Raw genomic sequence first — 24,049 nt, 5'->3', positions numbered from 1 at the left:
CTCGAAGGAGCGTGCTCGTCCATGCCTTCCGTGCCCCTGATCAGCCCGCCGCAGCTGGCGGCCGGCGCGGCGCACACCCCCGTACTCGATATGACGGCCCGGCCGGTCGTACCGCTGATGGCCGTCGACCTCGACGAACCCGCCGCCCCCTCGGTACTTGATGCTGCGATCCGCCGCGCCCGTACGTGCGACCGGCTGCTCGTCGGCGTCACAGGTGCCACTGGGGCAAGGGTGCCGGCCGGGGCCGAAACGCTGGCGGCCGCACTCGACATGACCCTGGTCGATCAGGGATCGGAGTCGAGCGGCCGCCCCTTCGTCCCTGTGCCCGATCCGGCCGCCGCGCTGGACGGGCTCGCGGTCGCGGTGGCGGCGAATCCCCAGGCCGCGCTCGTGCTGGCCGAACTCCTGCGCTCGACGGAGATGCTTCCGGTGCGCGAAGCCCTGGATGCGGAGTCGCTGGCGTACTCCACACTGCTGGGAGGAGGGGAGTTCCAGCAATGGCTCACCGCGCGCGGGCCGCGCCCCCTGCCTCCCTCCGTGCCGGAGCCCGTGCTGGTCGCCCGCCACGGGAACGTTCTGGAGGTGACCCTCAACCACCCGGCGCGGCGCAACGCCTACGACCGGCGGATGAGAGACGGGCTGGTCGATGCCCTGAACCTCGCCGTACTCGACGACTCCGTCTCCCGCGTGGTGCTCAGCGGCGCGGGACCGGCGTTCTGCTCGGGAGGAGACCTCGACGAGTTCGGCACCACCCCCGACCCCGTCACCGGCCACCTCGTGCGGACTCGCGCCGGCGCCGGCCGGCTGATCCACGAACTGCGCGACCGGATGCAGGTGCGGGTGCACGGCACGTGCGTGGGCTCCGGCATCGAACTGCCCGCGTTCGCCGGGACAGTCCTCGCCGCACCAGGCACGACCTTCCGGCTCCCCGAAGTCGGCATGGGCCTGATCCCCGGCGCCGGCGGCACGGTCAGCATCGCGCGCCGCATCGGCCGCTGGCGGACCCTGTACCTCGCGATCACGGGCACCGGTCTGGATGCCCCGACCGCTCTCGACTGGGGACTTGTCGACACCCTTCTCGCGTAACGATCAGTCAGGAAAGCTCACGCCGGATCGCGTCGGCGACGAGCTCGCCGATGAGCACTGCCGTCGCCGCGGGTCCGCGGTGGGGCGTGTCCGGGAGGATCGAAGTGTCCGCGACGCGCAGTCCCCGCACCCCGTGAACGCGACCGAACTGGTCGACGGCGGCGTGCTCGAGATCGTCCGCGGGCCCCATCGGGACGGTGCCGCAGGTGTGCTGGGCGGTACCGAGGTGGTCGCCGATCCAGCGGTCGAGGGCACGGTCGTCGCCGAGGACCTCGGGGCCGGGATCGAGGAGGCCGTGGGAGATGTCGGCGAGGGGCGGGGTGTCGAGCAGGGCCGCGGTCACGCGTACGCCTTCGCGCAGGCGTCGGTAGTCGTCGGGGCTGCTCAGGTAGCCGTAGTCGATGCTCGGTGGTGTGGCGGGGTCGGCGGACTGGATGCGCAGGCGGCCGGTCGGCCGCGGTGTTTGGGCGGATACGAGGAATGACAGCGGGGCACCGGGGACGCTTACGGCACCGCCTACGAGCCCGGCCATGGGGACCAGGGACTGGAGGATCTCCAGATCCCCCGGATCGCCGGGCTTGCCTCCCGTGGAGCCGAGGTGGAGGCATCCGCCGAGCCAGGAGTCGGCCGGTTCGCCCAGGTCCTCGCGCGGCGTCCAGTCCAGGACGACTTGGGGGTGGTCGCTGAAGCGGCTGCCGACGGCGGGGGCGTCCCGGACGACGGGTATGCCGAGTCGTTCGAGGTCGGCGCGCGGTCCGATTCCGGAGAGCTGCAGCAGGTGGGGCGTGGCGAACGCGCCGGCGCTGAGCACGACGCTGCCGGCGTCGAGGGTGGAGCGGTGGCCGTCGCGTTCGACGACGACGCCGGTGGCCCGGCCGTACTCGACGACGATCCGGCGGGCTCTCCAGCCGCCGAGGACGGTGAGGTTGGGGCGGTCGAGAACCTCGGATGGTAGATAGCTGATCCCGGTGTTGCGGCGCACCCCGTCGATCGAGTTGGAGGGGACGGGGCCGAAGCCGGGCGGTGCCTGGTCGTTCTTGTCGGGGTCGGCGGGGAAGCCGAGTGCGTGGGCGGCGTCGCGGAAGGCCGCGGCGGCCGGATGCTCCGGGCGGCTGCGCCGGATCCGCATCGGCCCCTGGCCGCCGTGGAGTTCGCTCGGCCCGAAGTCGATGTCTGTCTCCAGTGCGCGCAGCAGGGGCAGGACTCTGTCGTAGGCCCAGACGGGATTGCCCGCGGCGGCCCAGCGGTCGAAGTCCTCCCGCCGGGCCCGCACGAAGTAGCCGCCGTTGACGGTGGTCGAGCCGCCGAGAATGCGTCCGCGGGGCACCGTCCACGGCCGCTCCGGCGTGAGACGGACTGCGTACCCGGTCGTGGCGGGATGGTTCGGCTGCGCGCCCGGAACCAGTCGGGCATCCAGCAGGCCAGGGTCAAATCCGGTGCTGTGATGGGGAATTGGTCCGTCGTCCAGCAGCAGCACGCTCCGGTCGGGATCGTCCGTCAGCCGCGCCGCGAGCGCCGCACCGGCGGCACCGGCGCCGACCACCACGACATCGGGTCGGCTGCTCACCGGAGACGTACCGCAGCGATGCAGGAGCAGTTGTGGATCCGGTCCATGAACAGACTCTCGCACGACGAGCCTCCGATCGGCTCCAGTTGAATTGATGACGACCGCCCCCTTTTCTTTTGACACTCCATGCCAATACTCTCGCGGTGTTTGCACGGTGCGGTCAGCGATGTTCGTGATCTCCAGGCACTTTCCACCGCCCTGCTCCACGTCGGTTCCACGCGTCATCGGGCGGTGCGCACGCAGCTTTGTCCGCCGGCCTGCACCCGTACGCCCGTACTCACAAGGAGGAACGCGTGAACGAGGTCAACTCCGCAGAGACCGAGCCGAACCACACCGACGAGGTCACGTCGCCCGATGCCCTCATCGAGGCCGACGCCTTGATCGAGGAGGTCTCGATCGACGGCATGTGCGGCGTGTACTAGGCCGCCCACGTGACCGCCCTGAACCTGGACCGTGCCTGGGACCTGCACCCGCAGGTCTCGGTACGGCCGGAACCCTTCGGTGCGCTGCTGTACCACTTCGGTACCCGCAAGCTCTCCTTCCTCAAGGACCGCAGGCTGCTCGCGGTCGTCCAGGCGCTGGCGACGGCGCCCACCGCGCGGGCGGCCTGCTCGGCCGTCGGCGTCGACGACGGGGATCTGCCCCGGTACGAGCAGGCCCTGGCCGCGCTCGCGCAGTCGTCGATGGTCGTCGAAAGGACCCCGAGCTCATGACCACAACTCCGGAAATATCGAGGCCCGCGCCGGGCACCTCGCGCCTGGTGGACCTCTTCGAGTACGGCCTCGACGCCCCGATCTGCCTGACCTGGGAACTCACCTACGCCTGCAACCTCTCCTGCACACACTGCCTTTCCAGCTCCGGCCGCCGCGACCCGCGCGAGCTCACCACCGCCGAGGCCAAGGCCGTCATCGACGAGCTGGAGGCCATGCAGGTCTTCTACGTCAACATCGGTGGCGGCGAGCCCACAGTCCGCCCCGACTTCTGGGAACTGCTCGACTACGCCACCGCACACCACGTAGGGGTCAAGTTCTCCACCAACGGTGTCCGGATCACCACGGAGGTCGCCCAGCGGCTCGCCCGCAACGACTACGTGGACGTGCAGATCTCGCTGGACGGGGCGACGGCCGAGGTCAACGACGCCGTGCGCGGGCCCGGTTCGTACGACACCGCACTGCGCGCGATGGGCAACCTGGCCGACGCCGGGATGAAGAACTTCAAGCTCTCCGTCGTGTGCACCCGGCACAACATCCCGCAGATGGACGAGTTCAAGGCCATCGCCGACCGCTACGGCGCGCAGCTGCGGCTGACGCGGCTGCGTCCTTCCGGGCGCGGCGCGGATGTGTGGGACGAACTGCACCCGCTGCCGGAGCAGCAACGCCAGCTGTACGACTGGCTGGTGGCCCATGGCGAGCAGGTGCTCACGGGCGACTCCTTCTTCCACCTGTCCGCGTACGGGAAGGCGTTGCCGGGCCTGAACCTGTGCGGGGCCGGGCGTGTGGTGTGTCTGATCGACCCGGTCGGGGATGTGTACGCGTGCCCGTTCGCGATCCACGACGAGTTCCTCGCGGGGAACGTTCGCCGGCCTGGCGGCTTCGCCCGCGTATGGCGGGAGTCGGAGCTGTTCCGCGGCCTGCGTGAGCCGCAGTCCGGTGGCGCGTGCGCGTCCTGCACGTTCTACGACACGTGCAAGGGCGGCTGCATGGCGGCGAAGTTCTTCACCGGGCTGCCGCTGGACGGCCCTGACCCCGAATGCGTGCAGGGGTACGGCGAGCAGCTGCTGGCCCAGCGTCCGGAGGGCAGCGGTCACATCCCGAAGCCGTCCGGCGACCACTCGCACCGGACCGCGCCCGCGCGGCGACCCGGCCCTGTGGACCTGGTGCTGACGCGCCGACCGGACCTCGACCGCCCGCCGGTCAGTGCCTGCGCCGAGGACCCGTTGGCCGGGACGAGCTTCACGTAACGCGACGCCCCATTCCGCATGCGTCGCGCATCACGTTCCCCACTCGCAAGCAGCAAGCAGGCCGCTGCAAGGACCTCACAGAGAGAGCCGCACATGGTCAGGAATCCCTGGTTCGAGACCGTCGCGGAGGCTCAGCGCCGCGCCAAGAAGTACCTGCCGAGCACTGTCTACGGCTCCCTCGTGGCCGGCTCGGAACGGGGCCGCACGATCGACGACAACACTGGCGCCTTCGCCGAACTCGGCTTCGCCCCGCACGTGGTCGGCCATCACGCGCAGCGGGATCTGACCACGACCGTGCTGGGGGTGGAGTCCGCGTTCCCGGTGGTGATCTCGCCAACCGGCGTGCAGGCCGTCCATCCGGACGGGGAGGTGGCCGTGGCCCGAGCGGCGGCGAACCGAGGCGTGATCATGGGCCTGAGTTCCTTCGCCAGCAAGCCGGTGGAAGAGGTCACCGAGGCCAATCCGAACACCTTCTACCAGATGTACTGGACCGGCACCCGGGACTCCATGGTGCAGCGCATGGAGCGTGCCCGGGCCGCGGGCGCCAAGGCGCTGATCGCCACCCTGGACTGGTCTTTCTCCCACGGCCGCGACTGGGGCAGCCCGCCGATCCCGGACAAGATCGACGTCAGGACGATGGTCAGGTTCGCACCCGACGTCCTGCCGCACCCGCGCTGGCTGTGGGCGTTCGCCAAGTCGGGACGGATACCGGACCTGACCGTCCCCAACCTCCAGCCGCCGGGCGGCGAGGCGCCCACGTTCTTCGGCGCCTATGGCGAGTGGATGCAGACCGCGCCGCCCACCTGGGAGGACGTCAAGTGGATGCGTGAGGAGTGGGGCGATCGCCCGTTCCTGCTCAAGGGTGTGTCCCGGGTCGACGACGCCAAGCGGGCCGTCGACGCCGGCGTGTCCGGCATCTCGGTGTCCAACCACGGGGGCAACAACCTGGACACCACGCCCGCCACGATCCGGCTGCTGCCCGCGATCGTCGAGGCGGTCGGCGACGAGATCGAGGTCCTGCTCGACGGCGGCATCCGGCGCGGCGGTGACGTCGCCAAGGCCCTCGCCCTGGGCGCGCGAGCGGTCCTGATCGGCCGCGCCTACCTGTGGGGCCTGGCCGCCAACGGGCAGGCGGGCGTGGAGAACGTCCTGGACATCCTGCGCGGAGGGCTCGACTCGGCCGTACTGGGCCTCGGGCACTCCTCGGTCCACGAGCTGTCGCCGGACGACCTGGTCATCCCGGACGGCTTCACCCGTACCGCCGGTCCGGTGGGCTAGCGCATGTCGTCGGTGCCGACTGGCAGGCTGGAGGTGGCGCGCTCGGTGTGGCCGGCCGTCCCGGACAATGCGATGGTACTCGTTCCCGTCGGCTCGACCGAGCAACACGGGCCGCACCTGCCGCTGAACACGGACAGTGTCATCGCCTCCGCCGTAGCCCAGTTGACGGTCAGTCAGCTCGCGACGGCGGATCGTCCGGTGCTGCTGGCGCCGGTCATCACCTACGGCGCCAGCGGCGAGCACGCGGGCTTCCCCGGCACGGTCTCCATCGGGCACGAGGCGCTGCGCATCCTCCTGGTGGAGACCGTGCGGTCGCTGTCGCTGTGGGCCGGCCGCATCGTCTTCGTCAACGGCCACGGCGGCAACGTGCCCACGCTCGACGCGGCCGTCGGCCAACTCCGCGACGAAGGCCACGACGTGTCGTGGCTCGGCTGCGAGATAGCCGGCGGCGACGCGCACGCCGGTCGCGCGGAGACCTCCCTGATGCTGCACCTGGCACCCGGCGATGTCCGTCTGTCCGAAGCCATGCCCGGCGATACCCGCCCTCTCGCCGCCATCATGCCGGAACTGATGGCCCGCGGCGTATGCGCGGTCTCCCCCTCCGGAGTGCTCGGCGACCCGACCGGTGCCACCGCCGATGAGGGCAGCGCCTCGCTGGAGTCGATGGTGTCCGCCGCCGTACGCCGCATCACAGCAGGCCGCACGACCGCCCGCGGCCGTCTGATCGACCCGGGCCGTACTCCTGCACCGTCAACCACCCGCAATCCCGCACCACTGTCGTTCAACGGAGCTGCGCGCCCATGACACTCCCCCACGGCTTCGTGGTCACCCTCGACCGGCACACCCGTGTCCTCGACCGCGGCCGGGCCCTCCTCGGCGGCCAGCCCACCCGCCTGCTCAAACTGAGCCCCCGGGCAAGACCGCTGCTGACCGGGCGCACGGTACGCGTGCGGGACGCCGCAAGCGCAGTCCTCGCCGACCGCCTGCTGGAGACCGGCCTGGCCCACCCAGCCATCCAATCCCTGCCACCTGCACCAGGCAGCGGGGACGACGCGCGCTGCACGTACGTCATCCCGGTACGCGACCGCCCCCGCGAACTCGCCCGCCTCCTCGCCACCATCCCCTCAGACAGCCCCGTCATCGTCGTGGACGACGCCTCACGCCGCCCCGACCCGATCATCGCCGTCGCCGCACAGCACGGCGCGAAGCTGGTCCCGCTCACCGTCAACCTCGGACCGGCAGGTGCCCGCAACGCCGGACTGCACCTGGTCACCACGCCCTACGTGGCCTTCTGCGACTCCGACATCGTGCTGTCGCCCGACACGGTGCCCACCCTGCTGCGGCACTTCGCCGATCCCCGCGTCGCCATGGCCGTGCCGAGGATCACCGGCCTGGCCACCACCCAGTCCGCCGGCTGGCTCGGCCGCTACGAAAGCACCCGGTCATCGCTCGACCTCGGGGCACAGCCGGCCGCCGTACGACCCGGCACACCCGTGTCCTGGGTCCCCAGCGCCTGCGTGGTCGCCCGGACCGACATCCTCACCGACGCCGGCGGATTCGACGACCGCATGCGCGTGGGCGAAGACGTAGACATGTGCTGGCGCCTGGTCGAGAAGGGCTGGCGCATCCGGTACGAACCATCCGTCGAAGCCGCCCACGAACACCGGGTCCGCCTCGGCGACTGGTTCACACGCAAGGCCGTCTACGGCACCGGCGCCCACCCCCTCGCCCAACGCCACCCGCACAACATCGCCCCCGCCGTGCTGGCCCCGTGGAACGCCGCGCTCCTCCTCACCCTGCTCGCCCAACGCCGCTGGTCCCTCCCCCTCGCCGGAACCATCTGGGCCGTCGCCACCGCCCGCATCGCCCGCAAGCTGGACGCCACCGAGCAGCCGATCCGCCAGGCGGCCCGGCTGACCGCCGACGGGGCCGTCTCCGCCCTCGCCCAGGGATCGGCGCTGCTCACCCGCCACTGGTGGCCGCTCGCCGCCATCGGCTGCCTGGCCTCCCGCCGCATGCGCCGCGCCACGGCGCTGGCGGCCATCACCGACATCACCCTCGAGTACCGCGGCGGCCAAACCCGCCTGGACCCCGTCCGCTACGGCATCGCCCGCCGTCTCGACGACCTCGCCTACGGCACCGGCGTCTGGATCTCCGCCCTCAAAGGCCGCTCCACGGCCGCCCTCCGCCCCCGCATCGTCCTGACGGCCAGGACACAAGAGCGGCACCCCCGCCGTCCGGCTAAACCTTGCCCAGACCGTCGGTGACCTGCCGGATCGCCACGTCGAGCAGGTCGCCCAACTGGGCTTCGTCCTCTGCCAGCCAGTGTTCGTACGCGGCGATCGCAGCAGCGAGCAGGGTGTGACCGAAGAGCCGGGGCAATACCTCGGACGGCGACAGACCCATGCGCTTCGCCACGAACTCGGTGATGATCGCGCGCCATGACGCGTACCGCAGGGTGGCGTCGGCCTGGAGGGTGGGCACGGTCAGGATGAGTTCCATGCGCTGCCGGTGCCACGGCACCTCGGTGACGTCGTACCGGTTGAACTCGACGACGGCCTCCCGCAGCGCGTCCATGACGGGACTGCTCGGCTCTGCCGCGTTCAACAGCTCGCGCAACCTGGCCAGTTGGTGCTCGAAGTCGCCCCACACCAGGTCGTTCTTCGACGAGAAGTAGCGGAAGAAGGTGCGCCGGGCGATGCCGGCCGCACTGGCGATGTCGTCGACGGTGGTCTCGTCGAATCCTTGGCGGCCGAACAGCTCGAAGCCGATCCGCTCCAGATCGGCCCGCGAGGTGGCACGCGGACGCCCGCTCCTGGCCGGCACTCCGGCGATCAGGCTGCTCGAAGAGGGCTCCACACGGACTCCTTTCCCCCGGGGACGGTCGCGGGATGCGGCGCGGCCCCAACAAGATACGCGGCGCGACGGCGCGAATGCCCCGTGCCTACGCACCCACCCTCTACAGCTTTGGTCTGACCTTCGGTATGTTTCGCGCACTCCCCCAGTGTCTCAAGGGCCTGGGAGGTACCCCCAGGCTGCGGAGGTTGCGTACCGTGGACTTTCAACTCACCGAAGACCAGGAAACGATCCGCAAGGCCGTCGCCGGACTCGTCCGCGAATTCGACGACCACTACTGGATGCAGAAGGACCGGGACCACGAGTTCCCCGCCGAGTTCTACGCCGCCGTCGCGGGCGGCGGCTGGCTGGGGCTGACCATTCCCGAGGAGTACGGGGGACACGGCCTCGGCATCACCGAGGCGACCCTGCTGCTCGAAGAGGTCGCGCGATCGGGCGGCGGCATGAACGCCGCGAGCTCGATCCATCTGTCCATCTTCGGCATGCACCCCGTGGTGGTGCACGGCTCGGAGGAACTGAAGCGCCGTACCCTGCCCCGGATAGCCACCGGCGACCTGCACGTCTGCTTCGGCGTGACCGAACCGGGCGCGGGCCTGGACACGTCGCGCATCACCACGTTCGCACGCCGCGAGGGCGACCACTACGTGGTGGACGGGCGCAAGGTCTGGATCTCGAAGGCCATGGAGTCGGAGAAGATCCTGCTGCTCACGCGCACGTCCCGGCTCGGGGATGTGGCGAGGAAGACGGACGGCATGACGCTGTTCCTGACCGACCTGGACCGCAGCCGTGTCGACATCCGTCCGATCCCCAAGATGGGCCGGAACGCGGTCACTTCGAACGAGCTGTTCATCGACGGACTCAGGGTGCCCGTCGAGGACCGGGTCGGCGAGGAGGGCGAAGGCTTCCGCTATCTCCTCGACGGCCTGAACCCCGAACGGATGCTGATCGCCGCCGAGGCGCTGGGGCTCGGCCGGGTGGCGCTCGACCGGGCGGTCAAGTACGGCAGTGAGCGTGAGGTGTTCGGCCGGCCGATCGGCATGAACCAGGGAATCCAGTTCCCGCTCGCCGACTCGCTGGCCCGGCTGGACGCAGCCGAGCTGGTACTGCGGAAGGCCACCTGGCTCTACGACAACGGGCAGCCGTGCGGGCGCGAGGCGAACACCGCCAAGTACCTGTGTGCGGACGCCGGTTTCACCGCCGCCGACCGGGCGCTGCAGACCCACGGCGGCATGGGCTACGCCGAGGAGTACGCCGTCGCGCGGTACTTCCGGGAGGCCCGGCTGCTCAAGATCGCACCGATCAGCCAGGAGATGGTCCTGAACTACCTGGGGTCGCACACGCTGGGCATGCCGAGGAGCTACTGACGGGCGGACCACCCTCGCCGTGTGCCCGCGTTGTTCAATGGTTCGGCCCGAAATCCCGGACCTGGTCCGCGGCCCGCGTCCGCGGACGAGGCCCGCAGGACCGCGGCCGCGACGAACCCGAAAGGCTTGAACCGTGCACAGCGCCGAGCCCCCCTCCCCGGCACCCGCAGGACGTGGCACGCCAGACCGTTCGACAGCGCGCTTCGGTGCCCTGAGCGTGCCGAAGGCGTCCGACGTGCTGGCCGCGGAGGTACGCGAGCGGATCCTGTCCGGCGAGTTCCCGGAGGGGATGCCACTGCCGCCGGAGCGGCAGCTCGTGGAGCAGACCGGGCTGAGCCGCGCCACCGTCCGGGAGGCCCTGCGCATCCTGGAAGTGGAGCGGCTGCTGCGCATCAGGCCGGGCCGGGGTGGCGGGGCCTTCGTGCACCGCCCCGACCACCAATCGCTCGCGAACACCGTTCAGTTGGTGATACGCGGTCAGCAGATCCGGCTGGACGCCCTGCACGAGACCCGCGAGGCCATGGAGCCCGCGTGCGCCGCGCTGGCGGCCGGCAGGCGCACGGACCACGACCTCGCGGAGCTGGACGCGGCGCACACGGAACTGGTCGAGGCGGGCGAGGACATCCCGCGGTTCCTGCGCGCCAACGTGCGCTGGCACACGGCGGTGGCGCGGGCCTCGGGGAACGAGCTGCTCATCGGGTTCATGAGCGCCCTGTCGCAGTCGATCTACGCCGCGACCGACATCGAGCAGTTCATGGACGCGGAGATCCGCGACGTCACCGCGCGCGCCCACGCGAGCATCGCGAAGGCCATCCGGGACGGCGACCCGGCCGCGGCGAGGCGGCGCATGGAGCGCCACGTCTGCGGCTTCGCACGGGCAGCGGCGCGGGTCGACTCACGGGCGAGCCTCGATCTCGCCGCCACCCGGGATGAGCCGTCCGCATCCGAGGCCGACTGAACTCGCACGGGAGCACTGCCCCAGGTGCCCCCAACGCATGCGAGAATCACGTTTACGAAAATGCGTAAGGTCGTTGACACCCATTCTGGCTGGCCTTTAGCGTGAGCTGAGGTTGCGGTGGCCGCACAGCCGACTCACGACTTCCGGAGATGGGGTCTCATGGGCGAGGGAAGCTCCGTCCTGACCGTGACCGCGGACGACGACGTCCGCATCGTCACGCTCAACCGACCAGACCAGCTGAACGGCGTGTCCGAAGAGCTCCACCGCCGCCTTGCGGAGGTGTGGCGTGAGCTCGCCGCCGACGACGCGGCCCGCGCCGTGGTGCTGACCGGCGCCGGCCGCGCCTTCAGCGCCGGTGGCGACTTCGGCCACCTGCTGCGCCACCACAGCGACCCCGCGCTGCGGGAACGCTCCATTCGACTGGACCGGGCGATCCAGACAGAGATGATCCGCTTCCCGCTGCCGGTCGTCGCGGCCGTGAACGGACCAGCGGTGGGCCTTGGTTGCAGCCTCGCGCTCGGCTGCGATCTCGTGCTGATGGCGGACGATGCCTACCTCGCCGACCCGCATGTGTCGGTCGGCCTGGTGGCGGGCGATGGCGGCGTCACCCTGTGGCCACTGCTCACCAGCCTTCTGCGGGCCAAGGAGTACCTGTTCACCGGCGACCGCATACCCGCCGCCAAGGCCGTCGAGCTGGGCCTGGCCAACCGTGTCGTCCCCGCCGCCGAGCTCGAGGGCGAGGCGCTGGCGCTGGCGCACCGGCTGGCCGCCCAGCCCGCCCAGGCGCTGCGCGCCACGAAGGCGGCGCTCGCCGTGGTCGTGGAGCAGGTGTCCCGCGGCGGCATGGAGGCGGCGCTGATGGCCGAGCAGTCCACGATGGCGAGCCCCGAATACCTGCAGATCGTCAGCAAGCTGGCGTCCGGTGCCAGGAGCCGCGCGTCCGAGACCCAGGAGGCGTAGAGCGTGGAGGCGGAGGAGTTCCGGCTGGTACGCGAGGCGCTGCGGGCCTTCGCCGCGCGGTACCGGTGTGCTTCGGCTGAGGCGAAGCCCGCCGACCGGGCGGCCGCGCAGCAGGCGCTCGACGCGCTCGGCCTGGCCGAACTGCGTGCGTCCACACCGCCGTCGGCCACCGCGCAGGAGTGCGCGCTGCTCGCCGAGGAACACGGCCGGTATCCGCTGGCCACGTCCTTCCTCGGGACCGTGCTGCTGGCCCCGGAGCTGCTGCGGCTATTGGAAGCCGACGGCGGCCCGGTGGCGTACGAGGGTGTGCCGACCGTGGCGCTCGCACGCGACCTGCGGTTCGCGGGCTGTGGCACCACGGACGGTGCGGACCTGGTGGGCTGGGACTGTCAGGGCGCCGACGGGGCGTTGTGGGTTGCGGACGACGGCACTGTGCGCTGGTCCGGCCTTGGCGTCCCCACCCCGACCACCGACTCGCTGCGGACCGTCCGCGCCCTGCGCTCCGACGCCCCTCCCACCGTCCTCGGGCGACTCGACGCCGAACGGCGGCAGTACTGGCAGGCGTGGGCGCTCGTGATGGTCACCAGCGAACTGGTGGGCGCGGCTCGCTCGTTCCTCGCGCAGAGCACGGACTACGCCCGGGAACGGACCCAGTACGGGCGGGCCATCGGCTCCTTCCAGGCAGTGCAGCACCTGCTCGCCGACGCCACCGTCGCCGTGGAGGCCTGCACGAGCGCCGTCCGGTACGCGGCCTGGTGCCTCGACCACGCGTCCCCCGAAGCCGCCCTCGCCGCCGCCCGCGTGGCGAAGGCCGAGGCGAACGAGTCGGCCGTCGAGGCGGTCTACACCGGGATGCAGGTGTTCGGCGGGATCGCGCAGACCTGGGAGCACACCGCCCACCTGTATCTGCGCCGGGTCCTGCTCGGCGCCACCGTGCTGGCCCGTTCCGCGGACCTGCTGCCCGTACTCGCCGCGCCGGCGCAGGCATGACTCGCCCGGGCAACCGTGCCGCCGGACGACACCAGACATGACCTCCCGAGCAGACACGACCTCCCGAGGAGGCGCCGTGACCGACGACCCGCTGGACTTCGGCGACCCGGCCGACCTCGAGCAGCTGCGCCGTGAGTTCCGCGCCTGGCTGGCCGCGAACCCGCTGCCTGAGCGGCTGCCGGACGAGCCGGCGGCGGTGTTCCTGCACCGCTGGCACCGGCAGCTTCACGCGGGTGGTTGGGTCGGCCTGGACGTACCCGAGTGCTACGGCGGACGCGGCCTGACCGCGCTGCACCAGGTGGCGGTCAGCGACGAGCTGGGCGCCTGCCGCGCCCCCGGCGTCCCGCGCATCGGCTATCTCGCCCACGCGCTGCTGGAGTTCGGGTCCGAGGAGCAGCGGCTGCGCTTGCTGCCCCGGATGCTGTCCGGCGACGACGTGTGGTGCCAGGGCTTCAGCGAACCCGGCGCCGGCTCGGACCTGGCCGGGATGAGCACCTACGCCGAACCGCGCGACGGCCACTACACGGTGCGCGGCCAGAAGCTGTGGACGAGCTACGCGCAGTACTCGGACTACTGCCTACTGCTCGCCCGCACCGACCTCCCCCAAGCTCTCGGCTCCGCTCGAGCAGGGGGGACCCCCATCGCACCCGCCCACTCCTCCATCTCGGCCTTCGTCCTCCCCCTCGACCGCGAAGGGGTCACCGTACGGCCGCTGCGCGCCGCCAACGGTGACGATGAGTTCTGCGAACTGTTCCTCGACGACGTGCGGATCGAGGAGGACGAGCGCATCGGCGCCGAGGGCGACGGCTGGGCGCTCGCCATGACCACCGTCAACTACGAGCGCAACGCCCTCGACACCGGCCACCTCTCCAAATACGGGCTGCTCCTGGAACGCCTGCGGCAGGCGCTCCAGGACCGCCGGGACGACCTGCCGGACGGGATGGTCTCGGCGGTCGGCCGGTGCGTCGCCGACTACCAGGTGCTCGTCGCCCACGCCCGCCGCCGTACCGCCGAACGCCTGGCCGGGCAGGGCGCGGGCCCCGAGTCGTCCGTCGACAAGCTGCTGATGACCCGCACCGAGCAGCGGCTCTACGAGACCGCACTGAAGGTGCTCCCGGAGGAGCTGTTCCGCGAGGGCGGCGAGGTGTTCGGCGAGTACCTCTACTCCCGGGCCGCCTCCGTCTACGGCGGCACCTCGCAGATCCAGCGGAACATCATCGCCAAGCGCCTGCTGCGCCTGCCGTCGGCGGGATAGCCCCCGTCGTTTCGCGTTACCGCAGCACCCCAGCGTTCAGCCGATCGGAGCCGACCATGCGATACGACCAGGAGTACGTCAGCATCCCGCACGTCATACGGCGCGCCGCCCAGCGCTTCGGCGACGCGCCGGCCCTCGTCGACGGAGACGTCCGCTGGAGCTTCCGCGAGCTGGAACGCCAGATGGTGCGCGGCGCCCGGGCGGCGCTCGCACTCGGCATCGGCCCCGGCGACCGCGTGGGCCTGTGCGCCCCCAACTCCGCGGAGTGGATCGTCGCCGCGCTCGGCATCCAGGGCGCCGGAGGCATCGTCGTCCCCCTCAACACCCGTTTCAAATCGGCCGAACTCTCCTACATCCTGCGCAAGTCGGAGGCCAAGGCCCTCTTCGCGTCGTCCTTCCTCGGCACCGACTACATCGCCGAGCTGCTCAAGGAGGATCCGGACCTGCCCGCGCTGCGCACCACCGTGTCGATCCTCGGCCCGCGGGGGGCGGCGGACCTGGACTGGCCGGGCTTTCTCGACCGGGGCGAGAGCGTGCCCGACGCCGAGGCGAACGCCGCCGTCGCCCGCCTGACACCCGACGACATCTCCGACGTGATGTTCACGTCCGGGACCACCGGCCACCCCAAGGGCGTGATCCTCACCCACGGCCAGTCGCTGCGCGCCTACGGCTGGATGTCCGAGGAGTACACGTTCACCGACTCCGACACATTCCTGGTGATCCCGCCGTTCTTCCACTGCTTCGGCTACAAGGCGGGCTGGCTGGCCTCGCTGATCCACGGCGTCACCGTGATCCCCATGCGGCTCTTCGACGCGGGCCAGGCGCTGGAGCTGATCAGCAGGGAGAAGGTCAGCATCCTGCTCGGGCCGCCGACGATCTTCCAGGACCTGATCAACCATCCGCGCAGGCGCGCGCACGACGTGTCCTCGCTGCGAGTATCGATGACGGGCGGCACCACCATCCCGGAGCAGCTCATCCACGCCATGAAGGACGACCTGTCCTTCGACATCGTGATGAGCGCCTACGGGCTCACCGAGTCGTCCGCCCTGGTGACGACGACCCGGATCGGGGACGACGCCCCGACGGTGGCCCGCACCACCGGACGCCCCATCCCCGACGTGGAGGTGCGGATCGCGGACGACCAGGGGCGGGCCCTGCCCGCCGGGGATGCGGGCGAGGTCCAGGTACGCGGCTACAACGTGACCCGCGGCTACTGGGAGGAACCCGAGGCCACGGCGGCGGCGATCGGCCCGGACGGCTGGTTGCGCACCGGCGACATCGGCGTGCTCGACGAGGACGGCAACCTGTCGATCGTCGACCGTAAGAAGGACATGTACATCGTCGGCGGCTTCAACGCCTACCCGGCCGAGATCGAGAAGCTGCTGCTCGGCTGCGAACCGGTCCAGCAGGCCGCCGTGATCGGCGTACCGGACGAGCGGCTCGGCGAGGTCGGCTGCGCCTTCGTGGTCCTCAAGCCCGGGCAGCGGGCGGAGGAGTCGGACGTCATCGCGTGGGCGCGCGCCCACATGGCCAACTTCAAGGTGCCGCGGCACGTCCGCATCGTCGGCGAACTGCCGCGCAACGCCAGCCAGAAGGTGCTCAAGGACCAGCTGCGGGCACGGTTCGCCAACGACTGAGCGCGGGCTCGCGCACCTGGGAGGGAGATAGAGCGTGACGAGCACGCAGGACGGCGCTACGGAGGACTCCGCGGCCGACTCCTCGGCCGGACCGCTGTCGGGGATCACCGTGGTCTCACTGGAGCAGGCGGTCTCGGCCCCAATGTGCACCCGGACGCTGGGCGATCTCGGCGCGCGGGTCATCAAGGTCGAGAGCCCGCACGGCGGTGACTTCACCCGGTACTACGACGACGCGGTTCACGGCCTGGCCGCGCACTTCGTGTGGGTGAACCGGGGCAAGGAGTCGGTGACCCTGGACCTGAAGTCGGCCGCCGGTACGGAGGTGCTCCACCGGCTGCTGGACCGCGCCGACGTGTTCGTCTCGAACCTCGCACCCGGCGCCGCGGCCAAACTCGGACTCTCCTCCGCCGACCTGACAGTACGTCACCCGAAGCTGATCTGCGTTGACATCGACGGCTACGGACCGGGCGGCCCCCTCTCCCACAAACGGGCCTACGACCTGCTGGTCCAGGCCGAGTCCGGCGCCTGCGCGATCACCGGGCTGCCCGGCGCACCGGCCAAGCCAGGGCCGCCAGCGGCGGACGTCTGCACCGGCCTCTACGCGGCACTGTCCGTCGTGGCACTGCTGCACGAGCGCGCGCGGGGACGTCGCCGCTCCCCCGCCACGGCCTCGGTGAGCATGTTCGACACCATGGCCGAGCTGATGGGCTACCCGCTGACGTACACCCGGCACACCGGCGTCGACCAGCAGCCGGTCGGCATGGGCTCCCCGGCGGTCGCGCCGTACGGGGCATACCGGACAGCCGACGGGCACACCGTGGTGCTGGGCACCACCAACGACCGCGAGTGGCAGCGCTTCGCCCGCGAGCTGCTGGAGCGCCCTGACCTGGCGGACGACGAGCGGCTGCGTACGACTGCCGACCGGGTCGGCCGGCGGGAGCTGCTGGACCGGGAGATCGCGGGGTGGTGCGCAGGGCGGACGCTGACGGCCATCCAGGCCGCGGCGGACGCCGCAGGCATCGGCAACGCCAAGCTCAACACCCCGAGCGAGGTGCTCGACCACCCGCAACTGGCAGCCCGCGACCGCTGGCGCGAGATCGCCACACCGGGCGGGCCGACGCCCGCGCTGCTGCCGCCCCCGGTGCTGCCCGGCTACGAGCCGCCGATGGGCGCGGTCCCGGAACTCGGCAGCCATACGGAGGCCGTCCTTACCGAACTCGGCCTGGACGAAGCCGAGATCGCCGAGCTGCGCGCCTCCGGAGTGCTCGGAGGGCAGCCGCGGTGACTGTGAGCGAGGAGCCGGTGCTGCTGACCCACGACAGCGACGGCGTGCGCACCCTCACCCTGAACCGGCCGAACCGCCGGAACGCGATCGACGATGAGCTGTGGCGGGCGCTGCGCGACGCCCTGACCGCGGCGGGGAACGACCGCGACGTACGAGTCCTGGTGGTGACGGGGGCGGGCGGGGCGTTCTGCTCGGGCGCCGACATATCGGGCGGCCTGCGCACCGAGCACCCCACGTACCGGATGCGGGCGCTGAGCGAGGTCGCCCTGCTGCTGCACGAACTGCCCGTGCCCACCGTGGCGAAGGTGACCGGCGTGGCGGTCGGCGCCGGGTGGAATCTGGCGCTCGGCTGCGACCTGGTGGTGGCCACTCCCGGCGCGCGGTTCTCGCAGATCTTCGCGCGGCGCGGGCTCTCCCTGGACCTGGGCGGCTCCTGGCTGCTGCCCAAACTCGTGGGCCTGCAGCAGGCCAAGCGGCTCGCACTGCTCGCCGAGACGCTCGACGCCGAACAGGCCCGCGCCCTGAACCTGGTGACCTGGGTGGTGCCGGACGACGAGGTGGACGCCTTCACGGACGGCGTGTGCGCCCGCCTGGCGAGCGGGGCACCGGTGGCCCTGGCGCAGAACAAGGCCCTGCTCAACGAGGGCGCGGACCGCACGCTGCGGGACGCGCTGGCCGCCGAGGCGCGAGCCCAGGCCGTCAACTTCGCGACATGTGACGTGGCGGAGGCGTACGCCGCCTACGCCGACCGGCGCGAACCGAAATTCACGGGAGCCTGGGCGGTACCCGTCGGCGACCGTGCCCGACGAGGAGGCAGCGATGCGTGAGGCGGTTGTGGTGGAGGCGCTCCGCACCCCGGTGGGGAAGCGGAACGGCGGTCTGGCCGGGGTGCACCCCGCGGACCTTTCGGCACTGGTGCTGAACGCGCTGGTGGCACGGACCGGCATCGACCCGGCCGTCGTCGACGACGTGGTCTGGGGCTGCGTCTCGCAGGTCGGGGACCAGTCGAGCAACATCGGGCGGTACGCGGTACTCGCCGCCGGCTGGCCCGACAGCGTGCCGGGCACGACCGTCAACCGGGCCTGCGGATCGAGCCAGCAGGCCCTGGACTTCGCCGCCCAGGCTGTGCTGTCCGGGCAGTACGAGGTGGTGGTGGCGGGCGGCGTGGAGACGATGAGCCGCGTCCCGCTCGGCGCCGCGAGGGCGAGCGGGATGCCGTACGGGCCGCGTGTGCTGGCCCGCTATGACGGCTTCTCCTTCAACCAGGGGATCTCAGCCGAGAAGATCGCCCGCAAGTGGGGCTTCGACCGCACCCGCCTCGACGAGTTCGCGGCCCTCTCCCACGAGCGTGCCTCCGCCGCGCAGGACGCGGGGGCGTTCGACGCCGAGATCGTCCCGGTGCCGGTCGACGGGGCGAAGGTGACGGCCGACGAAGGAGTGCGGCGCGGCACCAGCGCGGCGACACTGGCCCAGCTGAAGCCGTCCTTCCAGGAGGACGGGGTGATCCACGCGGGCAACGCCTCGCAGATCTCCGACGGCGCCGCGGCGCTCCTGGTCACCACGCCGGAGAAGGCACGCGAGCTGGGCCTCACGCCGCTGGTGCGCTACCGGGCGGGCGCGGTCGCCGGCGCCGACCCCGTGCTGATGCTGACCGGGCCGATTCCAGCGACCGAGAAGGTGCTGCGCAAGGCGGGCGTCGGCCTGGACGAGGTCGGGGTGTTCGAGGTGAACGAGGCGTTCGCACCGATCCCGCTGGCCTGGCTCGCGGAGACGGGCGCGGACCCGGCGCTGGTCAACCCGCTGGGCGGGGCGATCGCGCTCGGGCACCCCCTCGGCGCGTCCGGCGCGGTCCTCATGACGCGGATGATCCACCACATGCGCGCGCACGGAATCCGCTACGGCCTGCAGACCATGTGCGAGGGCGGCGGCACGGCCAACGCCACGCTCGTCGAGCTGGCGTCCTGACGAAGCCACAGGGAGAGAGGGGCACGGGTGCAGCGGGACATCTTCACCGCCGACCACGAGGCGTTCCGGGGACTCGTACGGGACTTCATCGCCCGCGAGGTGGTACCGCACTACGAGGACTGGGAGAAGGCCGGACGCCTGCCGCGCGAGGTCTTCGAGCAGCTCGGCTCCCTCGGGGTGATGGGCCTGGCCATCCCGGAGGAGTACGGCGGAGCGGGGCTCGACGACTACCGATACAACGTCGTCCTGCAGGAGGAGGCGGCGCGCCAGCTGGTCACCCTCGGCACCGTCCGCACCCAACTCGACGTCATCCTGCCGTACTTCCTCGCGTACGCGGACAAGGAACAGCGCGAGCGCTGGTTCCCCGGCCTGGCCGCCGGCACGCTGCTGACCGCCATCGCCATGACCGAGCCCGGCACCGGATCGGACCTCGCGGGCATCCGCACCACGGCGGTACGCGACGGCGACTGCTACGTCGTGAACGGGGCCAAGACCTTCATCACGGGCGGGCTCCTGGCCGACCTGGTGATCGTGGTGGCGCGGACGTCGCACGACCCGGACGACCGCAGGGCGGGGCTGACTCTGCTGGTCGTGGAGGACGGCATGCCCGGCTTCAGCCGGGGCCGTGTCCTCGACAAGATCGGCATCAAGGTGCAGGACACCGTCGAGCTCGCCTTCGACGACGTGCGGGTGCCGGTGACGAACCGGCTGGGCGAGGAGGGCGAGGCCTTCTCCTACCTCGGCCACAACCTCCCCCAGGAACGCATGACCGTCGCGGTGGGGTCGGTGGCACAGGCGCAGGCGGCGCTGGACACGACGGTCGCGTACGTCAAGGACCGCACAGTGTTCGGCAAGGAGCTGTCCTCGTTCCAGAACACGAAGTTCGAGCTGGCGGCGGTCGCCGCGGAGGTAGAGGCGGCGCAGGCGATGCTCGACCGGTCGGTCCGCGAACTGGTGGAGGGCAGGCTCTCGGGTGCCGACGCCGCGAAGGTGAAGCTGTTCTGCACGGAGATGCAGGCCCGGGCGGTGGACCGCTGCCTGCAGCTCTTCGGTGGCTACGGCTACATGCGGGAGTATCCGATAGCCCGCCTGTACGCGGATGCGCGCATCACCCGTATCTACGCGGGGACGAGCGAGGTCATGAAGGTCATCATCGCCAAGTCGCTTGGGCTGTAGGGGGTTTTCCGGTGGAGGAGGCACATGTGACGGGCGACTTCGCCGATCGCAAGGGCGTTGCGCTGGTGGCGGGCGGTACCGGCGGCATCGGCGCGGCGATCGTACGCACGCTGGCGCGGAGCGGCTGCGACGTGGTGTTCACCTACCGCAGCAGCGAGGCGGCCGCGCACGACCTGGCTGCCGATACGGCACGGGAAGGCGTTCAAGTCGGCTATGTGCAGGCCGACTTGAGCGAGGAGGAGGACGCTGCGGCTGCGATCCGTGAGGCCGGTGCGCGGGGCGGCCTGCACACGCTGGTCTACGCGGCAGGCCCGCACGTGCCGATGGTGCATCTGAGCAAGGTGACGCCGGCCCAGTACCGCGCCCAGCTCGAGGCAGATGCGGTGGCGTTCTTCAACCTGGTCCACCCCGCGCTGCCGTTGCTGCGAGAGAGCCAGGGCAACATCGTCGCCGTCACCACCGTGGCCACCCGCCGCTTCCCGGTCCGCGACGGACTCTCATCGGGCGCGAAGGGCGCGGTCGAGGCGGTCGCCCGGGGGCTGGCCGCCGAGGAGGGCCGCTTCGGCGTCCGCGTGAACTGCGTCGCACCAGGCATGCTGACCGACGGCATCGCGGGGCGCCTGATCGATTCCGGCGAACTCGACGAGGCGGCGCTGGCGGTCACCCGCCGCAACATCCCGCTGCGTCGCTTCGGCGACGCCCAGGACATCGCCGAGGCGGTCGCGTTCCTCGCCTCGGACCGCGCGGGTTTCATCAGCGGGCAGGCCCTTGGTGTCGATGGCGGCTACAGCGTGTGAGGTGCCGCAATCCATTCGGCAAGGGGTGCTCGGCGTAGCGCTTCCGGAGAGGAAACCATGGAAGGTTTGAAGGACAAGGTCGTCCTGGTCGCCGGCGCCGCCACCGGGCTCGGTGCCGCCTCGGCGCTGCGGCTGGCACAGGAGGGCGCCAAGGTTGTGATCGGCGATCTCAACCTGGCGGGAGCCGAGCAGACCGCGGCGGCCGTCAACGACGCCGGCGGCCAGGCGGTCGCCGTGCAGTTCGACATCTCCGACGACGCCTCGGTGGCGTCCCTGGTCTCGTCCGCGGTGCGGATCTTCGGGGGCCTCGACGCCGTGCACATCAATGCCGGCGACATGCGCGCGGTCTCCCAGGACACCGACGTCGTGGACATCGACCTCGCCATATGGGACCGCCTCATCGCCGTCAATCTGCGCGGCCACATGCTGGTCACCCGTCACGCCGTCCCCGCGCTCCTCGCCCGGGGAGGCGGGGCCATCGTCTACACGTCCTCTATCGCGGCCTTCACCGGCGAAGCCAAGCGGCCCGCCTACTCCGCGACCAAGGCCGGCATCAACGCACTCACCCGCCACGTCGCATCGCGCTGGGGCAGGGAGGGCATCCGCGCCAACGCCGTCGCTCCCGGCCTCATCCTGACTGACGAGATCCGGGACGGAGCCCCGGCCGACATGCTGCAGGCCATGCTCGCCCGCACGCGCAGTACCCGCCACGGCCGGCCCGGGGATGTCGCCGGCATGGTGGCCTTCCTCCTCTCCGACGAAGGCAGCTGGGTCAACGGCCAGGTCCTGAACGTGGACGGGGGAACGGTTCTGCGCTGATCTGCCCTCGTCAGGACGGCGTACCGACCCTCAGTCGCCGCCGTGCTCGCCCAGGCGCGGCGGCGGCCCGTACGACGGCTCGTGGCCCCCAACCCGGATCGGGCTGCCGACGAGGCGGAAGTCGCCGGCCTCGACCACCGCGTCGGGGGCCGCGGCAAGCGCCTCGGGGAGGGTGCGGACGGCCGCCGCCGGGATCCGGAGCGGGCGCAAGCGGGCCTCCCAGCCCGCGGCGGTGTCGGCGGCGAGCGCCTTGGTGACGGCCGCCACCACGTCCTCGCGGCGGGCGGCCCGCTGTGCCATCGTCGCGAAGGCGGGTTCGTCGATACCCGCCTCGGCAGCAAAGGCGCGCCAGAAGGTGTCGTGGGTGACGAACAGGGCCAGGTGCCCTTCGGCGGTGGGGAAGAGCTGGGCCGGTACGTAGAAGGAGTGCGCGCCGCCCGGCAACCGCCGGGGCGGTGTGCCGTCGTTGAGCCAGGCGGCGGCGCGATAGTTGAGCTGGGAGAGCATCACGTCGCGGAGGCTGACCTCGACTTGACCGCCGCGTCCGGAGTGGACATGGGCGAGCAGGCCGAGGGCGGCCGTCAGGCCCGCGGAGTTGTCGGCGGACGAGTAGCCGGGGAGGAGGGGCGGGCCGTCGGGTTCGCCGGTCATGGCGGCGACGCCGGTGGCCGCCTGGACCACGTAGTCGAAGGCGGGCTCGTCGCCCGCATCCATGCCCCAGCCGGTGAGGGCCACGCACACCAGGCGCTCGTTGTACGGCTTCAGTGCCTCGTAGGTGAGACCGAAGCGGCGGATGGCGGACGGCTTGAGGTTCACCAGCAGCGCGTGGGCTTCGCGGACGAGCGTGTGCAGGCGGTCCTGCCCGGCCGGTGTCGTCAGGTCGAGGCGGACCGAGCGTTTGCCGCGGTTGAGGCTGGCGAAGTAGGAGTCGGAGACCTGGCGGGACAGGTCTCCGCCGGGCGGTTCCACCTTGGTGACCTCGGCGCCGAGGTCGGCGAGGAGCATGGTGGCGTAGGGACCCGCGAGGATGTGCCCGACCTCCAGGACTCGGAGCCCGGCCAGCGGGCCCGCACCCGCCGCCCCCTTCGAGCGGTCTGCCCCCGGCTGTCCGCCCCGGCCCGCCTCCCCGGCCCCGATCACCGGATCTCCGCCGCGATCCCCGCGACCACCTCGCGGGTGCGCAGCTTGGAGGCGACCAACGCGTCCCGGCCCTCGCCGATCGGCAGCAGCCGCACCGACAGGTCCGTCACGCCCGCGTCCGCGAACCGCTTGAAGCGGGCGGTGATCGCCGCCTCGTCTCCGGCCGCGCACAGGTCGCCCACGTCCCGGGCGTCGCCGTACTCCAGCAGCCGCTGGTAGTTGGGCGAGATCTCGGCTTCGCCGAGGATGCGGTTGGCGCGCTCGCGTGCCTCGTCGACCTGGGATGGTGCGCACAGGCAGACCGGGATGCCCGCCACGACGCGTGGTGCGGGGCGGCCCGCGGCCTCGGCGGCCTTGGTGATGCGCGGGACGACGTGCTCGGCCACCGCCCGCTCGTCCGCCATCCACAGCACGGTGCCGTCCGACCTCTCGCCCGCGATGCGCAGCATCACCGGGCCGAGCGCGGCCGTGAGGACCGGCAGCGGCGCCACGGGGGCGAGGCCCAGCGGGTTGTGCACGGTGAAGGTCTCGTTCTCCACGTCCACCGAACCCGTGCCGCTCAGCGCGGAGTCGAGCACCTCCAGGTAGTCGCGGGTGTATGCGGCGGGCCGCTCGTACGGCAGGCCCAGCATGTCGCGGACGATCCAGTGGTGCGAGGCCCCGACGCCGAGCGCGAGCCGCCCGCCGGTCGCCGCGTGCACGGAGAGCGCCTGCCGGGCCAGCGCGACGGGGTGCTGGGCGTGGACGGGGACGACCGCCGTCCCGATCTCGATCCGCGACGTCGCCGTCCCCATGAGGGCGATGGCCGTGAGGGCGTCGAAGTCGGTGGGCACCTGCGGCACCCACACGGTGTCGAACCCGGCCTCCTCCGCCCACGTCGCGTCGTCGACCATCCGGGCTGCCTTGCGCGCGCTGTCGCCCCGCTCGGGGCCGCTCATCACTCCGATACGCATAAG

Annotated in this window: 23 protein-coding genes; 19 read left to right on the top strand and 4 right to left on the bottom strand. The window is 71.5% G+C overall.

What is annotated here, in order from left to right; genetic code table 11:
* The first annotated feature begins 21 nt into the window (after positions 1–21).
* Positions 22–1,086: an enoyl-CoA hydratase/isomerase family protein gene (locus ABT009_RS34670; RefSeq protein WP_351304229.1), complete on the top strand. Its 1,065-nt coding sequence runs from the start codon at positions 22–24 to the stop codon at positions 1,084–1,086.
* Positions 1,087–1,093: 7 nt separating this feature from the next.
* Here ABT009_RS34670 and mftG read toward each other — a convergent pair whose 3' ends face one another.
* Positions 1,094–2,653 carry a mycofactocin dehydrogenase MftG gene (gene mftG, locus ABT009_RS34665; protein ID WP_351304226.1) on the bottom strand — a complete coding sequence of 520 codons (1,560 nt, stop codon included), beginning with the start codon at positions 2,651–2,653 and terminating at the stop codon, positions 1,094–1,096.
* Between the two features lie 293 nt (positions 2,654–2,946).
* Here mftG and mftA point away from each other — a divergent pair, with 293 nt between their 5' ends.
* The 6 genes from mftA (at position 2,947) to mftF (ending at position 8,158) form a co-directional block, all read left to right on the top strand.
* A complete protein-coding gene (gene mftA, locus ABT009_RS34660; protein ID WP_351304224.1) occupies positions 2,947–3,075 on the top strand; it encodes a mycofactocin precursor MftA in 129 nt (42 codons plus the stop codon).
* A gap of 9 nt (positions 3,076–3,084) precedes the next feature.
* A complete protein-coding gene (mftB, locus tag ABT009_RS34655) occupies positions 3,085–3,366 on the top strand; it encodes a mycofactocin biosynthesis chaperone MftB (RefSeq protein WP_351304221.1) in 282 nt (93 codons plus the stop codon).
* Positions 3,363–4,613: a mycofactocin radical SAM maturase gene (gene mftC, locus ABT009_RS34650; RefSeq protein WP_351304218.1), complete on the top strand. Its 1,251-nt coding sequence runs from the start codon at positions 3,363–3,365 to the stop codon at positions 4,611–4,613. Before mftB ends, mftC begins: the two co-directional genes overlap by 4 nt.
* Positions 4,614–4,706: 93 nt before the next feature.
* Positions 4,707–5,891, top strand: coding sequence for a pre-mycofactocin synthase MftD (gene mftD, locus ABT009_RS34645; RefSeq protein WP_351304215.1), 1,185 nt, complete (start codon positions 4,707–4,709; stop codon positions 5,889–5,891).
* Positions 5,892–5,894: 3 nt separating this feature from the next.
* Positions 5,895–6,695, top strand: coding sequence for a mycofactocin biosynthesis peptidyl-dipeptidase MftE (gene mftE, locus ABT009_RS34640; RefSeq protein WP_351304212.1), 801 nt, complete (start codon positions 5,895–5,897; stop codon positions 6,693–6,695).
* A complete protein-coding gene (mftF, locus tag ABT009_RS34635; RefSeq protein ID WP_351304209.1) occupies positions 6,692–8,158 on the top strand; it encodes a mycofactocin biosynthesis glycosyltransferase MftF in 1,467 nt (488 codons plus the stop codon). The genes mftE and mftF overlap by 4 nt, the downstream gene beginning before the upstream one ends.
* Here mftF and mftR read toward each other — a convergent pair.
* Positions 8,133–8,750, bottom strand: a complete 618-nt coding sequence (gene mftR / locus ABT009_RS34630) for a mycofactocin system transcriptional regulator MftR (protein ID WP_351304206.1) — start codon at positions 8,748–8,750, stop codon at positions 8,133–8,135. The genes mftF and mftR overlap by 26 nt on opposite strands.
* Positions 8,751–8,944: 194 nt before the next feature.
* Here mftR and ABT009_RS34625 point away from each other — a divergent pair, with 194 nt between their 5' ends.
* The 12 genes from ABT009_RS34625 to ABT009_RS34570 all read left to right on the top strand — a co-directional run bounded on the left by ABT009_RS34625 (position 8,945) and on the right by ABT009_RS34570 (position 21,953).
* A complete protein-coding gene (locus ABT009_RS34625) occupies positions 8,945–10,111 on the top strand; it encodes an acyl-CoA dehydrogenase family protein (RefSeq protein WP_351304203.1) in 1,167 nt (388 codons plus the stop codon).
* Between the two features lie 217 nt (positions 10,112–10,328).
* Positions 10,329–11,069, top strand: a complete 741-nt coding sequence (locus tag ABT009_RS34620) for a FadR/GntR family transcriptional regulator (protein WP_351304201.1) — start codon at positions 10,329–10,331, stop codon at positions 11,067–11,069.
* Positions 11,070–11,228: 159 nt separating this feature from the next.
* Positions 11,229–12,029, top strand: coding sequence for an enoyl-CoA hydratase/isomerase family protein (locus ABT009_RS34615; protein WP_351304198.1), 801 nt, complete (start codon positions 11,229–11,231; stop codon positions 12,027–12,029).
* Between the two features lie 3 nt (positions 12,030–12,032).
* Positions 12,033–13,019 (top strand): acyl-CoA dehydrogenase family protein, encoded by a 987-nt coding sequence (locus ABT009_RS34610; protein WP_351304195.1) that lies wholly within the window; start codon positions 12,033–12,035, stop codon positions 13,017–13,019.
* 76 nt (positions 13,020–13,095) lie between these two features.
* Positions 13,096–14,274, top strand: a complete 1,179-nt coding sequence (locus ABT009_RS34605) for an acyl-CoA dehydrogenase family protein (RefSeq protein ID WP_351304192.1) — start codon at positions 13,096–13,098, stop codon at positions 14,272–14,274.
* A 56-nt stretch (positions 14,275–14,330) separates the two neighbouring features.
* Positions 14,331–15,911 carry a FadD3 family acyl-CoA ligase gene (locus ABT009_RS34600; protein ID WP_351304189.1) on the top strand — a complete coding sequence of 527 codons (1,581 nt, stop codon included), beginning with the start codon at positions 14,331–14,333 and terminating at the stop codon, positions 15,909–15,911.
* A 34-nt stretch (positions 15,912–15,945) separates the two neighbouring features.
* Positions 15,946–17,196 carry a CaiB/BaiF CoA transferase family protein gene (locus ABT009_RS34595; RefSeq protein ID WP_351304186.1) on the top strand — a complete coding sequence of 417 codons (1,251 nt, stop codon included), beginning with the start codon at positions 15,946–15,948 and terminating at the stop codon, positions 17,194–17,196.
* Positions 17,193–18,023, top strand: a complete 831-nt coding sequence (locus tag ABT009_RS34590; RefSeq protein ID WP_351304183.1) for an enoyl-CoA hydratase/isomerase family protein — start codon at positions 17,193–17,195, stop codon at positions 18,021–18,023. The genes ABT009_RS34595 and ABT009_RS34590 overlap by 4 nt, the downstream gene beginning before the upstream one ends.
* The gene (locus ABT009_RS34585) at positions 18,016–19,161 is read left to right on the top strand and encodes a thiolase family protein (protein ID WP_351304180.1); all 1,146 of its coding nucleotides are present in this window, start codon (positions 18,016–18,018) and stop codon (positions 19,159–19,161) included. The genes ABT009_RS34590 and ABT009_RS34585 overlap by 8 nt, the downstream gene beginning before the upstream one ends.
* 27 nt (positions 19,162–19,188) lie before the next feature.
* Complete coding sequence (locus tag ABT009_RS34580; RefSeq protein ID WP_351304177.1) at positions 19,189–20,337, top strand: acyl-CoA dehydrogenase family protein; 1,149 nt, start codon at positions 19,189–19,191, stop codon at positions 20,335–20,337.
* Between the two features lie 26 nt (positions 20,338–20,363).
* Positions 20,364–21,134, top strand: coding sequence for an SDR family NAD(P)-dependent oxidoreductase (locus ABT009_RS34575; RefSeq protein WP_502990020.1), 771 nt, complete (start codon positions 20,364–20,366; stop codon positions 21,132–21,134).
* A 57-nt stretch (positions 21,135–21,191) separates the two neighbouring features.
* Positions 21,192–21,953, top strand: a complete 762-nt coding sequence (locus tag ABT009_RS34570) for an SDR family NAD(P)-dependent oxidoreductase (protein ID WP_351304174.1) — start codon at positions 21,192–21,194, stop codon at positions 21,951–21,953.
* A gap of 30 nt (positions 21,954–21,983) precedes the next feature.
* Here ABT009_RS34570 and ABT009_RS34565 read toward each other — a convergent pair whose 3' ends face one another.
* A complete protein-coding gene (locus ABT009_RS34565) occupies positions 21,984–23,093 on the bottom strand; it encodes a CaiB/BaiF CoA transferase family protein (protein WP_351304171.1) in 1,110 nt (369 codons plus the stop codon).
* Positions 23,090–24,046, bottom strand: coding sequence for an LLM class F420-dependent oxidoreductase (locus tag ABT009_RS34560; protein WP_351304167.1), 957 nt, complete (start codon positions 24,044–24,046; stop codon positions 23,090–23,092). Before ABT009_RS34560 ends, ABT009_RS34565 begins: the two co-directional genes overlap by 4 nt.
* Positions 24,047–24,049 lie beyond the last annotated feature (3 nt).

It is taken from the genome of Streptomyces sp. NPDC002896, assembly GCF_040295225.1.
In the GTDB taxonomy this organism is placed as follows: Bacteria; Actinomycetota; Actinomycetes; order Streptomycetales; family Streptomycetaceae; genus Streptomyces.
The sequence above is the reverse complement of the archived record's forward strand: the minus strand, read 5'-3'. Positions and strand labels throughout refer to the sequence as shown.

Excerpts from the sequence above, each read along its gene's own strand:
- ABT009_RS34615 (WP_351304198.1), top strand. The coding sequence starts at position 11,229 with ATGGGCGAGGGAAGCTCCGTCCTGACCGTGACCGCGGACGACGACGTC.
- ABT009_RS34670 (WP_351304229.1), top strand. The coding sequence starts at position 22 with ATGCCTTCCGTGCCCCTGATCAGCCCGCCGCAGCTGGCGGCCGGCGCG.
- mftD (WP_351304215.1), top strand. The coding sequence starts at position 4,707 with ATGGTCAGGAATCCCTGGTTCGAGACCGTCGCGGAGGCTCAGCGCCGC.
- ABT009_RS34570 (WP_351304174.1), top strand. The coding sequence starts at position 21,192 with ATGGAAGGTTTGAAGGACAAGGTCGTCCTGGTCGCCGGCGCCGCCACC.
- ABT009_RS34600 (WP_351304189.1), top strand. The coding sequence starts at position 14,331 with ATGCGATACGACCAGGAGTACGTCAGCATCCCGCACGTCATACGGCGC.
- ABT009_RS34560 (WP_351304167.1), bottom strand. The coding sequence starts at position 24,046 with ATGCGTATCGGAGTGATGAGCGGCCCCGAGCGGGGCGACAGCGCGCGC.
- mftC (WP_351304218.1), top strand. The coding sequence starts at position 3,363 with ATGACCACAACTCCGGAAATATCGAGGCCCGCGCCGGGCACCTCGCGC.
- ABT009_RS34585 (WP_351304180.1), top strand. The coding sequence starts at position 18,016 with ATGCGTGAGGCGGTTGTGGTGGAGGCGCTCCGCACCCCGGTGGGGAAG.
- mftF (WP_351304209.1), top strand. The coding sequence starts at position 6,692 with ATGACACTCCCCCACGGCTTCGTGGTCACCCTCGACCGGCACACCCGT.
- mftE (WP_351304212.1), top strand. The coding sequence starts at position 5,895 with ATGTCGTCGGTGCCGACTGGCAGGCTGGAGGTGGCGCGCTCGGTGTGG.